Here is a 13,212-nt window from a genome sequence, read left to right as displayed (position 1 = left end):
TCCGCCTCAGCAAGCCGTTCTTCCAGGAGGACCTGGAGCGGGCCATTGCCCGGAGCGTGAAGACCGCGGACGAGGGGCGGGTGTTGCCCTTCCGGGCCAGATAGCGGGCGGCGGCGCGGCTCGGCGCTGCGGGAAACCGGCTCTTCAGGGCGAGCGAGGGGGCCCGGCTACGGCTTGGCGAGGGGGTGGCGCACCCGACACGATTCGAACGTGTGACCTTTGCCTTCGGAGGGCAACGCTCTATCCAGCTGAGCTACGGGTGCCTGACCGTCACCTAGCCTGCGACGGGCGGTCCGGTCAACGGCTGCCTGATCGGATCGGCGGGTTCGGCTCGGCGCGACGGTGGCTCCGCCTGGCCCACCCGTGCCGGGGCAGACCGCCCCATGCGACATGCCGCACCATCGCCGGATCTGGACTTGCGCATCGGTCCAATGAGAAGAGACCGGGGACGCCGGGCGCAGGGCCGGCGCAGAGCGGGTGGAGCGGATGGGGCGCGACGAGGAGCGTGACCTGCGGGAGGGTCGGGCCATGAACTACGAAGCGTTCTTCAAGCGGAACCTGGACGAGTTGCGACGGGAAGGCCGCTACCGCGTCTTCGCCGATCTCGAGCGGCAGGCCGGCGCCTTTCCGCGGGCCAGCCACCGCGGCGAGCGGGGGCCCGGCGAGGTCACCGTGTGGTGCTCCAACGACTATCTCGGCATGGCCCAGCACCCGCTGGTGCTGGAGGCCATGCACGGCGCGCTCGACCGCTGCGGCGCGGGCGCCGGCGGCACCCGCAACATCTCGGGCACGACCCATGCCCACGTGCTGCTCGAGGACGAACTCGCCGACCTGCACGGCAAGGAGGCGGCGCTCCTCTTCACCTCCGGCTATGTGTCGAACTGGGCCACCCTGTCGACGCTGGCCGCCCGCCTGCCCGGCTGCGTCGTGCTGTCGGACGCCATGAATCATGCCTCCATGATCGAGGGCATCCGGCATTCCCGGGCCGAGGCCCGCATCTTCGCCCACAACGATCCCGAGGACCTGGCCCGCAAGCTCGCGGGGCTCGATCCGTCCCGGCCGAAGCTGATCGCCTTCGAGTCGGTCTATTCCATGGACGGCGACATCGCGCCGATCGCCGAATTCTGCGACGTGGCCGAGGCGCACGGCGCCATGACCTATCTGGACGAGGTGCACGCGGTCGGCCTGTACGGGCCGCGCGGCGGCGGCATCGCCGAGCGCGAGGGGCTGTCCGACCGGCTCACCGTGATCGAGGGCACGCTGGCCAAGGGCTTCGGCGTGATCGGCGGCTACATCGCGGCCTCGGCCGCGCTGTGCGACTTCGTGCGCTCCTTCGCGTCCGGCTTCATCTTCACGACCGCGCTGCCGCCGCATGTGGCGGCCGGGGCCCTTGCCTCCGTGCGCCACCTCAAGGGCTCGGCGGCCGAGCGGGAGCGCCAGCAGGAGCGCGTCGCGACCCTGCGGGCGCGGCTCGACGCGGCCGGGATCCCGCACCTCGCCAACGACAGCCACATCGTGCCCGTGATGGTCGGCGACGCAGTCCGCTGCAAGGAGATCTCGGACCTCCTGATGTCGGCCTATGGCATCTACGTGCAGCCCATCAACTACCCGACGGTGCCGCGCGGCACCGAACGGCTGCGCATCACGCCGTCGCCGCTGCACACGGACGCCGATATCGACAAGCTCGTGGCGGCGCTGACGGCGGTGTTCTCGGACACGGCTTCCGCCCGCGCGGCCTGACAGCCGCGTCCGCGCCGGGCTAGACCGCGCCGGCGGCCAGGTAGCCGCGGTTCCAGGTCGGGCTCATCAGGATCTCGTTGATGCAGACCGAGGCCGGCAGCCGGGCCACGAAGAGCACGGTGTCGCCGAGGTCCTCGGGTTGCAGCATGCGGCCGCGGTCCTCCGCGCTCACCGGCACGGGCCGCTGATCGAGGATCGGTGTCGCGACCTCGCCGGGGCAGAGGCAGCAGGACCGGATGCCGGAGCCGCATTCCTCCTGGTTCAGGCTCTCGGACAGGGCGACGAGGCCGTGTTTGGCGGCCGCGTAGGCGGGCCCGCTCAGCCGGGACACGTGGCGCCCGGCCCAGGACGAGATCTGGATGATCAGGCCGCCCCCCTGCGCCCGCATCACGGGCAGCACGGCCCGGGAGGTGTAGAAGGGCCCGTTGAGATCGGCGGCGATCACCTGGTCGATGCCCCGGGTCTCGATCTCGCTCCAGCTCCGCTTCGGCACGTTGAGCCCGGCCGCGTTGACCAGGATGTCGCAGCGGCCGTGTTCGGCCTCGACTTGGCCGAAGGCCCGCTCCACCTCGGCCGCGACCGCGACGTCGGCCGGCGCCACCGAGGCCCTGCCGCCGGCCTCCCGGATCCGCGCCGCACTGTTCTCCAGCGCTTCGCGGCGGCGCCCGGTCAGCACCACGGCGACGCCCGCCCCGGCGAGCGCCAGCGCCGCCGCCTGGCCGATGCCCGATCCGGCCCCGGTGATCCAGGCAACCTGCCCGTCGATGGACCGCAGCATGGCGCTCTCCCGTCAGATTCGGCTGAAATCGCCGCCGCGCCCGAGCCCGCCGGCGAAGCGGCCCGCACCGGCCGCGCCCTCCCGCAGATGGGCCAGGATGCCGTTGTGCCATTCCTGCTCAAGGGCGGTCCGCGCCGGCAAGCCGTGGCCGGTCAGCACGCTGAGGCGGTCGGCCCGCACCGCCTCCTGCGGGAAGCGGGCGATCTCCCGGGCCATCGCTTCGGCGGCCTCGCGGGCCTGCCCGGGCGCGACCACCGTTTCGCACAGCCCGATGCGGAGCGCCTCCTCGGCCGAAACCTTGCGGCCCGTCAGGATGATCTCCAGCGCCCGCCCCTGCCCGACCAGCCGCGGCAGCCGCACCGTGCCGCCGTCGATCAGCGGAATGCCCCAGCGCCGGCAATAGACGCCGAAGAAGGCGGTCGCGGCCATCACCCGCACGTCGCACCAGAGCGCGAGTTCCATGCCGCCCGCCACGGCCGCGCCCTCGACCGCCGCGATCACGGGTTTCGACAGTTGCAGGCGCGACGGGCCCATCGGGCCGCGCGGGGCCGGGCCGCCCTCGGCCGGAAAGGCCAGGCCCTCCGCCACGCTTTCGCGAAACCTCTCGGGATCGCCGAGCTCGGCGGCGTAGGTCAGGTCCCAGCCGGCGCAGAAGGTGCCGCCCGCCCCCCAAAACACCGCCACCCGGGCCTCCGGATCGGCGTCGAAGGCGAGAAAGGCCGCCTGCAGGGCGTCCGAGGTCTCGGGGTCGCAGGCGTTGCGGGCCTCCGGACGGTCATTGATCACCGTGGTGACCGGGCCGTCCCTCTCCACTCTGACCGTCATGTCCCCTCCTCCCTGGCGCGCCGGCGGGTGCGGGCCCGCCCGCCGCCGCTCACACCTGGGCCGGCCCGATATGGTCGGCCATGGTGGCGCCGCGCTCGCCGAGCGGCCTCTCCGGGCCGGTGGTGGTGTCGCGCGCCGTCTGGTGCTCCATCTCGGCGTTCAGCTCGGCGCCGATCAGCACGATCACGACCGAGATCCAGATCCAGACCATGAAGCCGACACCGGCCCCGAGGGAGCCGTAGACCTTGTTGTAGCTGTCGAAACTCGACACGTACCAGGAGAAGCCCATGGAGACCGCGATCCAGAGGAGGGCCGCCGCGGTGCTGCCGACCGAGACCCAGCTCCAACGCGCGTCGGCACGGCTCGGGCCGAAGCGGTACAGAGCGGCGAGGCCGAGCACGACCGCGACCAGAAGAACCGGCCAGCGCAGGATGGACAGGACGGCTTCGGCCGGCAGCGAGAACCCGACCACCCGGAGCGTCACGGGCATGACCACCACCGCCAAAACCGCGAGCAGCACGAAAGCCACGGCCCCGAGCGTGAACAGGAACGTGGTCGTATAGAAGCGCAGCAGCGAGCGCTTCTCCTTTTCGCCGTAGACGACGTTCAACGCATCGAACAGCGCCGCCACCCCGCTATTGGCGCTCCACAGGGCCACCGCCAGGCTGCCCGCGAAGGCGACGGACAGCGTCTTCGCCTCCTTCGAGATGATCAGGGCGATCTGATCCCGGATCAGGGCGATGACGCCCTCCGGCAGGATGCCGGCAAGCAGGGCGAGGTGGTCCCCGATTGTCCGGACGTCGGCCACGATGCCGTAAAGCGACACCACGACGGCCACCGCCGGGAAGAAGGCCAGCAGGGCGAAGAAGGCCACGCTGCCGGCGGTCGCCAGCACCCGGTCCTCCGGGACGGCCAGCACCACGCGCCAGCCGATGTCGCGCCAGCCACGCCAGGGGATGTCGGGCGGTGCCATCGCCCCTCGTCCGCGGCCCTGTTCGGAGGCGCGGACGAAGTCGCCGCGGGAGGGCTCGGCCTCGTCCCGGCGCTCGACGTCGGCGCGCCAGTCGCGCCGCTCCGGCGCGGTCGCCGTCTCGTCCGCCATGGTACCGCTGAGGCTCCCGGCCCGGCTCGCTGAGGCGGCCGCAACCTCTTCATGCCATTGTGCCCCAGTGTTGCGAAGGGGCCATAGGCCCGGCGGAACGTCCCGGGGCGCGTGGCGAGGGGGCCATCTGGGGCGTATGTTCGCCGGATCTGGGCGGTAGCAGCGAGGGCCGCAACGAGGGTTGTGCTCGCCAGAGGCGACACGGGAAGGTCGGAAGCTGGATGCCGCGTGCGTATAGGTTCGGAGCCGACAAGGCGCTCCTGACTTTCCTGGTTCTCCTCTGCCTCACGGTGGCGGGCGGCGGCCGAGCGGTGGCGTTCGACCTCTTCGGCCTGTTCGCCGAGGAGGCGCCGGAGCCGAGCGCCAGCACGCTTCCCTACGAGGTCACCTTCGAGGCCCGGGGCGACGACAGCGTCGAGGGCGCCATGCAGCAGGTCTCGAACCTGTACCGTCTGCGCCAGGACGCGCCTCCGGACGGGTCGAGCCTGGTGCAGCGCGCCCAGGCCGATTTCGCGCCGCTCATCGACGCCCTGTGGAGCCAGGGCTACTACAACGCCCGCGTGGTCATCTCGGTGGCCGGCCAGCCGCTCGAAATCGGCCTCGACCGGGAGGGCGCGGCCGCCCGCGCGGCCAACGGCTACCGGGGCCGGGCCCGGGTGCCGGTGACGGTGCTGGCCGAGACCGGGCCGCTGTTCAGGCTTCGGACGATCGAGGTGCTGGATGCGGAGACGCGCCGGCCCTTTTCCGAGGACACCCTGCCGTTCCGGGTTCTGAAGCTGTCGCCCGGCGACCCGGCCCGCTCGGCCGACCTCCGGGCCGCCGTGGCCCGGATCAGCGATTGGCTGCGGGACCGCTCCTACCCGCTCGTCAAGGTGACGCCGCCCGCGCCGGTGGTGGACCACGCCGCCCTGACCATGGACGTCGCGTTTCTGGTTTCCCCGGGGCCGCAGGCCGGCATCGGCGCGGTCGCCATCGAGGGGCCGCGCACCTTCCCGCAATCCGTGGTGCGGTCGTTCATCTACCTGGACGAGGGCGAGCCCTACCGGCCGAAGCGGCTCGAGGACACGCGCAAATCGGTCGCCACCATCCCGGCCGTCGGCTCGGTCCGGGTCCGGGAAGGGACGGCGCTGGACGCCTATGGCAACCTGCCCATTTTCGTCGATGTCACCGACCGCGCGCCGAACCTCGTCGGCTTCGCGGCCGCCTATTCCACCGTGGACGGGCCGACCGGCCGGGTGTTCTACGAGAACCGCAACCTGTTCGGCGAGGCCGAGCGGCTGAGGCTCGAAGGGGCGGCCTTCCTGGCGCCCCGCAACGACGGCACCCGGATCAAGAAGCCCGGCGACCTCAAGCCGTCGGACCTCGGCGCCCGCTTCACGGCGAGCTTTCTGAAACCGGCCCTGTGGGGCAGCCGCTTCGATTACACCTTCGACGGCATCGTCGAGCGCAACCGCGTCGGCAGCCCGCGTTTCGGCGGCTACACCTACCGGCTCGGCGGCGCCACGACCGGCTTCCGCTACCGCGTCGACGAGACGCTGTCGGCGACCTTCGGGCTCAAATACGAGCGGGGCCAGACCTCGGACGTGATCTCGAATGTCGATTACCAGCTCGTGGGCCTGCCCCTGACGGTGAAGTTCGACAACACCGACCGGCCGCTGGATCCGAGCGAGGGCGTGCGCATCAATGCGGCGGTGACGCCCTACCCGACCTTTCTGGGCTCCTCCGTGGGCATGACCCGCGCCACGGCGGACGCCTCGACCTACTACGCGCTGGACGAGGACAGGGACTACATCCTGGCCGGGCGCATCGGCGTCGGCAGCCTGCTGGATGCGCCCTCCGACCTCCGCGAGATCCCGTCCAATTACCGCTTCTATGCCGGCGGCGGCGGCTCGATCCGGGGCTACCGCTATCAGACGGTGGCGCCGCGGGGACCGTTCGGCTTCATCGTGGGCGGGCGCTCGCTGTTCGAGGCCAATATCGAGGCCCGGATCAAGGTCACGGACAGCATCGGGGTCGTTCCCTTCTTCGACGCCGGCGGAGCCTTTTCCGACCGGGTGCCGGACATCCGCCTCAAGGACGCCGTGCAGATGTCGGCCGGCATCGGGCTCCGCTACTACACCGGCATCGGCCCGCTCCGGCTCGACGTGGCCTTCCCCATCAACCCGCGCCGCGGCGACCAGCCGGTGGTTCTCTATGTCTCCATCGGGCAGGCGTTCTGATGCGCGCCGTCCGCTTCCTCGCAGCCTGTCTTGCCGTCCTCCTCCTGCTCGGAGGCGCGGCGCTGGCGCAGTTCGGCGGCTCCGGCGACGACGAGCGGGGCGTGCTGGCGAGCCTGATCTCGCGCGCCCTGTCCACGCCGGCGACCCGGGTCACGATCGGGGCCGTGGAGGGCGCGCTGTCCTCCGACGCGACCATCCGGGACATCGAGATCTCAGACCGGGACGGCGTCTGGCTTCGGCTGGACCGTGCCCGGATCGTGTGGCGGCGCCTTGCGCTGTTGCAGCGCCGGCTGGAGATCGACCGCCTCGAGATCGGAGTGCTGGACATCCGGCGCCGCCCGATTCCGGCGGAGGGTCAGGTTCCTGGCGAGAACGACCCGATCCTGCCGGAACTGCCCGTGAAGGTGCAGATCGAGGCCTTTCAACTCGCCGAACTCAAGCTGGGCGAGCCGCTGATCGGCACCGATGCCCGGGTCACGGCGAATGGCCGGGCGCGCCTCAGCAACAACACGAGCGAGGGCCTGGAGCTGACGCTGGACGCCCGCCGGCTCGACCAGCCCGGCACGGCCGCGATCCGGCTAGGCCTCGTGCCGCAGGGCCAGCGCCTGACGCTCTCGGTCGTCGTCGACGAACCCGCCGGCGGCATCGTGGCCCGGGCCGCGAACCTGCCGGGGCAGCCGCCCGTGAAGCTCGAGGTGACGGGCGAGGGCACGCTGGATGCCTTCGCGGCCCGGCTCGCACTTGACGCAGGCGAGGGTCTCGGGGCCACCGGCTCGGCGACCCTCGCCCGCGACGGGGCGGCGCGACGCTTGGCACTCGACCTGCAGGCCCGCCTCGAGGCTCTCCTGCCCGGTGCCGTCTCACCCGTCTTCGCCGGCACCACCCGGCTCACGGGCGGGCTCCTGTTCGGCGATGATGGCGCGATCGGCGTCGAGGCCGTGCATCTCGTGGCCGCGGCCGCCCGCGTCGACGTCGCGGGCCGCATCGGCCCGGACGGCATCGCCGACCTCACGGTCGCGGCCGCAAACCTCCAGAACCGGCCCGGCAGCACGGGCGCGGGTGCGACCGAAATCCGCCGCCTGAGCTTTCAGAGCCGGGTCACCGGGCCGCTCACCGCTCCCAACATGGACGCGACGCTTCAGGCCGAGGACGTCCGAACGGAGGCCGGCCGGCTGGCCGGGCTCGACGCGACCTTCAGGGCGAGTGCGGCCGGCACCACGCCGGGCGGAGCGACCCAGCTCGCCATCACGGCCGACGCCCGGGCGACCGGGCTGGTCCCGTCCGACCCCGGCCTTGCCCGCGCGCTCGGGGACACGCTCACCCTCGCCCTCCGGGGCACGGCGACCACCGGTGGGGTGGTCGAGGCCGAGTCGCTCGTCGTCACGAGCCCGACCTTCACGGCGCGCTATGCCGGCCGGCTGGGCTCGGACGAGGTCCGGGGCCGGGTCGCGTTCGAGGCCGCCAGCCTGCGGCCGTTCGGCGACGTCGCCGGCCTCACCCTGGCCGGCCGGGCCGCGGTCGCGGCCGAGATCGAAGGAACCCCCCGCGCCCGGCGGCTGAACGCCACGCTGGACGGTGAGATTACCCGCTTTGCCACGGGCATCGCGGCCGTGGACGGGGCCTTTGCGGGACGGCTCGCGCTCGGCGGCACCCTCCGGGTCGAGCCGACCGGCGGCTATCGCTTCGAGGCGCTGCAGCTCACGAGCGGCAATGCCCGGGCGGAGGTGAACGGCCTCCTGGCCCAGGACAGCGCCGACCTGCGGGTTTCGGCGACGCTCCCGGACCTCCAGCGCCTCGACGCCCGCGTCCGCGGCCGGGCCGGGCTCACCGCCACCGTGACCGGCGGGCTGCAGCGCCCGAATGTCGTGGCCGAACTCGCCATCGCGGACGCGGCGGCGCTCGGGCGGCCGATCCCGCGCCTGACGCTCGGGCTCGACCTCAAGGACGCCACCGGCGCACTCGAGGGGACCGTGCGGCTGGATGGCATCGTCGACGGCAAGCCGGCCCGAGGCGGGTTTCGCGTGGCGCGGCCGGCCGGCGAGTACCGGTTGGACGGACTGGAGCTCCGGGTCGGCACCGTGTCGCTGCGGGGCGACGTCGCCCTTGATGCGGCCAGCATTGCGCGCGGGCGGCTCATGCTCAGCGCGCCGAATCTCGACGACCTGTCACCCCTCCTTCTGACTCGGGCCGTCGGCACCGTGGAAGCCGACATCACGCTGGAGGGGAGCAACGGCGGGCAAGGCGCCCAGGTGAAACTGGATGCGACGCGGGTCAGCGTCTACGGCGTGACGGTGAACCGGGCCGAGGCCGACCTGCGCCTCGCCGACATCTACCGCCGGCCGGTGATCGACGGCCAGATCCGGATCGACGAGGCGAGCTATGGCGGCGAGAGCCTGTCCCGGCTCCGGCTGGTCGCCAAAGGCACGGCCCAGGCCTCCGACGTCACGCTGTCCGCCGCGGCCCGCGGATTCGATCTGGAGGGCCGGGCCAGAGTGATCCCGGGCGAGCGCATCCGCATCGAACTGGCGCAGCTCACGGCCACACGGGACGGGCAGCGGCTCGCGCTCGCAAACCCGGCCACGGTTACGGTCCTGCCGGGCGGGGCCGGGGCCGACATCCAGAACCTCGCCGTGGCGCTCGGCTCGGGGCGCCTGTCCGTGAGCGGGGCGGTGGGCTCCCGCCTCGATCTGCGGGTCGAGGCCCGGGCCGTGCCGCTCGCCACAGCCGAGATCCTGTCGCCCGGCCTCGGCCTCTCGGGCACGCTGGAGGGCGAAGCCCGCATCGCCGGCACGAGTTCGGCCCCGACCGGCGAATACAGGGCGCGCATCGCCAACCTGTCCGCGCCGCAGATCCGCGGCCTCGGCCTGCCCCGGATCGACATCGCGGCGTCCGGCCGCCTGGCCGGGGGCCGGGCCACCCTCGAGGCCGACATCCGGGCCGGCCGGGCCGGCAACCTGGCGATCACGGGCTCGGTGCCTGCGGACGGGACCGGCGCGCTCGACCTGGCGATCCGCGGCGGGGTCGATGCAGGGGCGGCCACCAGCGGCCTCCTGGCCTCGGGCGGACGTCGGCTCACCGGCCGCATTGCCGTGGACGCCCGCGTCACCGGCACGCTCGCCGCCCCGGAGGCGACCGGCTCGGCGACGCTCGCGGGCGGCAGTTTCTCGGATGCCCAGCAGGGCATCGCGCTCACCGGCATCACGGCCCGCCTTGTGGCGCGGGGCCAGGAGGTCACCGTGGAGAACGCCCGCGCGGCCACGCGCAACGGCGGCGCCATCACGGCCTCGGGCCGGGTTCGCGTCGATCCGGCCGCCGGCTTCCCGGGCGAGATCCGGGTCGTGGGCCGGAATGCCGAGCTGGTCCGGAGCGGGCTGGCCACCGCGGTCGCCAATCTCGACATCACCCTGTCCGGCCCGCTGGCCCGCGATCCCCGGGTAGCCGGCCGGGTCGACCTGATCTCGGCCGACATCACCGTCCCGGAGAGCTTCTCGGCAACGCTCCGCCCCCTGCCCAACACCCGCCACATCCACCCGACGCGCACCACCCGGGCCCGCCTGGCCCAGGAGAGCAAGGCCAAGGGCAAGGGCGGCCGGGCGGCGCCGCCCTTCGACGCCCGGCTCGACCTGGTGCTGAACGCACCCGGCCGCATCGTGGTGCGGGGCCGCGGGCTCAACGCGGAGCTCGGCGGCGCGCTGCGGCTCACCGGAACACTCGCCAAACCCGTCGCGAACGGCGCCTTCGATCTCCGGCGCGGCACATTGCAGATCGTCACCTCGCGGCTCGAGTTCAGCCGCGGCCGCCTGACCTTCACGGGGGACCTGACGCCGGAGCTCGATTTCGTGGCCAGCACCAATGCCGGCGGGGCGGCGATCCAGGTGGCCGTCACCGGACCCTCCAGCGACCCCCGTTTCGAGTTCACGTCGAGCCCCGCCCTGCCGCAGGACGAGGTTCTGTCGCGGCTCCTGTTCAACTCGCCCTCGGGCCAGCTCTCGGCCTTTCAGGCGCTCGCCCTCGCGCAGGCCGCGGCCCAGCTTTCCGGCGGCGAGAGCGGTGACGCCTTCGAGGGGCTGCGGCGCTCGCTCGGCCTCACCGGGCTCGATATCGGGCTCGGCTCCTCGGGCGGGATCGGCCTCGGCCTGCAGCGGGCGCTGGGCGACCGGGTCACGGTCGGCATCAAGGGCGGCTCCTCGGCAGCCGATACCGGGATCGGTGTGGATGTCCGCATCACCGACGAGATTCGCCTCCAGGGCGAGGTCGGCGCGACCGGCAAGTCCTCCGTCGGGATCGGGGCGCAATACGAGTGGTAGGCGGAACGGCCGAGGGCCCGCGCGCCGGACTCGCCGCGCCCCCAGCACGGGTCTAGGCTCGGCCGGCACGGAGGTCGCCCGATGGCCCGTCTCGTCGAGACCCTGGAGGATCTGGTCGCCCCGATCCGGGACGGCAGCGTGGTGGCCCTGCCGCCCGATTATTCCGGCTGCGCCATGGCGGCGATCCGGGCGCTGATCGGGCGCCGGCCGCGCCGCTTGCATCTGGTCGGGGTGCCGAGCCTCGGTTTTCAGGGCGACATGCTGATCGCCGCCGGCGCGGTCGCCATCGTGGAGGCCGCGGCGGTCGGGCTCGGCGAGCGCGGCGGCGCGCCGCATTTCGAGCGGGCGATCCGGGAGGGCGCGATCGAGATGCGGGACGCGACCTGCCCGGCCATCCATGCCGGGCTGCAGGCCACAGAGCGCGGCGTCGGGTCGATGCCGGTCGCCGGCATCCTCGGATCGGATCTCCTCCTGCACCGCGCCGCCGACTGGATCGTGGCGCCGGACCCGTTCACGGGCCGGCCCACCGTCCAGGTGCGGGCGATCCGGCCCGACGTCGCCCTGTTCCACGCAGCCGAGGCAGACCCGGCCGGCAATGTCTGGGTCGGGGTGCGGCGCGAGTTGATGACCATGGCGCATGCGAGCCGCCGCACACTCGTCACCGTGGAGCGGATTGTGGAGCGCGACCTGCTGGCCGACGACCGGACCGGCGCCGGCACCCTGCCGTCGCTCTATGTGGACGCGATCGCACTCGCCCCGGGCGGCGCGCGCCCGCTCGGGCTGCGCGGCGAATACGGGCCGGACGAGGCGGACCTCTCCCGCTATGTCGCCGAGGCCCGGCTTGCCGTCGGCCGGCGGGCGGCCTGACCGTGGCCGGCGACGCCCCGGAGCGCGCCGCGGAACGGGCCCGCCAGGATTTCATGATCGGCCGCATCGCCCGCATGCTGGACGGCGCGGGCCATGTGGCGGTCGGCTCGACATCGCCGGTGCCGGCCGCAGCCGCCCTCCTGGCCCGGCGCCGCGATCCCGGCATGCGGGTGTCGCTGCTGGGCTCGGAACGCCACAACGTCTTCACGGACGGCAACCGCGAGCTGTTCGATTGCGCGGCCCAGGGCCGCATCGACGCCTTCTTCCTGTCAGGCGGTCAGATCGACGGGCAGGGCCGCATCAACCTCGTCGGCACCGGGGCCTATCCGGGCCGCGGGAGCCGGTTTCCAGGGTCGTTCGGCTCGGCCTTCCTGTATCCGATGGTCCCCCGGGTGATCCTTTTCCGGGAGGCGCATGGCCCGCGAACCCTGGTCGACACGGTGGATTTCGTCAGCGCGGCCCCGGGCTCGCCGGAGCGCGGCGACCGCAATGCCGGACCGCACGCGCTGGTGACCGGCCGGGCCGTGTTCGGCTTCGCGCAGGGGCGGTTCGAACTCGCCGCGCTGGCGGCCGGGGAGACCCCGGAGGGGATCGCGACCCTGACCGGCTTCGGCTTCGCCTGCCGCACGCCGCTGGAGCGGGACCTGGCTGATGCGGCGCTCGGGGCCGAGATCGATGCGGTGGTGCGGGCCGATCTCGCCGACGACTACCCGGCCTTCGCGCGCCGGCGGCTCGGTCCCTAGCGGGTCAGGGCTGCGACCACTGCTTGAAGGCGTCCGCGATCACGCGCTCGCCTGAAACGCCCTTTTCAAACAGCACGGTGGCCCGCAGCCCGGTGTTGAACCGCACCGGCAGCTCGAACCAGTTCCGGTTCAGCAGCGCGTCCGTGTTGCGCTCGATGTCGCCGCGCAGGTCCGACAGGCCGATCAGGAACAGGTTCTCCTTGACCGGCACGGAGAGCGCGGCGAGCCGCACCCCGGTCGAGGCGTCGTCACCCCTCAGGCGCGGCGGCTCGACATCACGCACCACTCGGGCCCCGTCCCCGGATCGGGCCGTGGTGAAGGTGAGCTCCATGGTGTGCGAGGCCGGCAGCGCCGGGTCCCGGTTCCGGCGCAGCACCATCTGCATGGACACGTTGGCCTCGGGCAGGTCGACGATGGCCCGCACCACGGTCTCGAGCGGCTGGCCCTGGCCGCCGCTTTGCGTGTCCAGGCGCCACAGCGCCCGGCCGGGGGTCACCTTGGGCTGCTGCGGATCGGCCAGATTCTCCTCGAAGATGGCCGCCCTCTGGGCCACGGCGAGATCGGGCGCGGCCGGAGCCGTTCCGCCCGCAACCGGGGCCACGGGAGCGGCCGGCGCGGCCGGGGTGGGCTC

General features: G+C 73.0%; 8 protein-coding genes, 1 tRNA gene and 1 pseudogene. 5 read left to right on the top strand and 5 right to left on the bottom strand.

The window, feature by feature from the left end; all coding sequences use genetic code 11:
• Nucleotides 1–186: 186 nt before the first annotated feature.
• Nucleotides 187–263: transfer RNA gene (locus tag JWR86_RS07635), tRNA-Arg, on the bottom strand.
• A 265-nt stretch (nt 264–528) separates the two neighbouring features.
• Here JWR86_RS07635 and hemA point away from each other — a divergent pair.
• Nucleotides 529–1,740: a 5-aminolevulinate synthase gene (gene hemA / locus JWR86_RS07630; protein WP_299563109.1), complete on the top strand. Its 1,212-nt coding sequence runs from the start codon at nt 529–531 to the stop codon at nt 1,738–1,740.
• A 19-nt stretch (nt 1,741–1,759) separates the two neighbouring features.
• Here the strand turns inward: hemA and JWR86_RS07625 are convergent, their stop codons facing one another.
• Genes JWR86_RS07625 through JWR86_RS07615 form a run of 3 tightly spaced genes read right to left on the bottom strand, consistent with a single transcriptional unit; the run spans nt 1,760 to nt 4,445 of the window.
• A complete protein-coding gene (locus tag JWR86_RS07625) occupies nt 1,760–2,518 on the bottom strand; it encodes an SDR family NAD(P)-dependent oxidoreductase (RefSeq protein ID WP_299563102.1) in 759 nt (252 codons plus the stop codon).
• Between the two features lie 12 nt (nt 2,519–2,530).
• On the bottom strand, nt 2,531–3,343 hold the full coding sequence (locus tag JWR86_RS07620) for a crotonase/enoyl-CoA hydratase family protein (protein ID WP_299563099.1): 813 nt from the start codon (nt 3,341–3,343) through the stop codon (nt 2,531–2,533).
• 49 nt (nt 3,344–3,392) lie between these two features.
• Nucleotides 3,393–4,445 carry a YihY/virulence factor BrkB family protein gene (locus JWR86_RS07615; RefSeq protein ID WP_299563096.1) on the bottom strand — a complete coding sequence of 351 codons (1,053 nt, stop codon included), beginning with the start codon at nt 4,443–4,445 and terminating at the stop codon, nt 3,393–3,395.
• A 221-nt stretch (nt 4,446–4,666) separates the two neighbouring features.
• Here JWR86_RS07615 and JWR86_RS07610 point away from each other — a divergent pair, with 221 nt between their 5' ends.
• The 4 genes from JWR86_RS07610 to JWR86_RS07595 all read left to right on the top strand — a co-directional run bounded on the left by JWR86_RS07610 (nt 4,667) and on the right by JWR86_RS07595 (nt 12,581).
• Nucleotides 4,667–6,664 carry a BamA/TamA family outer membrane protein gene (locus JWR86_RS07610; RefSeq protein WP_299563093.1) on the top strand — a complete coding sequence of 666 codons (1,998 nt, stop codon included), beginning with the start codon at nt 4,667–4,669 and terminating at the stop codon, nt 6,662–6,664.
• A complete protein-coding gene (locus JWR86_RS07605; RefSeq protein ID WP_299563090.1) occupies nt 6,664–10,971 on the top strand; it encodes a translocation/assembly module TamB domain-containing protein in 4,308 nt (1,435 codons plus the stop codon). The genes JWR86_RS07610 and JWR86_RS07605 overlap by 1 nt, the downstream gene beginning before the upstream one ends.
• Nucleotides 10,972–11,052: 81 nt before the next feature.
• Nucleotides 11,053–11,838 (top strand): CoA-transferase, encoded by a 786-nt coding sequence (locus JWR86_RS07600; protein ID WP_299563087.1) that lies wholly within the window; start codon nt 11,053–11,055, stop codon nt 11,836–11,838.
• Between the two features lie 2 nt (nt 11,839–11,840).
• On the top strand, nt 11,841–12,581 hold the full coding sequence (locus tag JWR86_RS07595) for a CoA synthetase (RefSeq protein ID WP_366914568.1): 741 nt from the start codon (nt 11,841–11,843) through the stop codon (nt 12,579–12,581).
• Between the two features lie 4 nt (nt 12,582–12,585).
• Here JWR86_RS07595 and JWR86_RS07590 read toward each other — a convergent pair.
• A pseudogene (locus JWR86_RS07590) lies at nt 12,586–13,212 on the bottom strand (histidine kinase); the annotation flags it as partial.

Source organism: Enterovirga sp., from assembly GCF_028290205.1.
GTDB lineage: Bacteria > Pseudomonadota > Alphaproteobacteria > Rhizobiales > Beijerinckiaceae > Enterovirga.
Note: the sequence above shows the minus strand (reverse complement) of the source record. Positions and strands in the feature narration are given on the sequence as shown.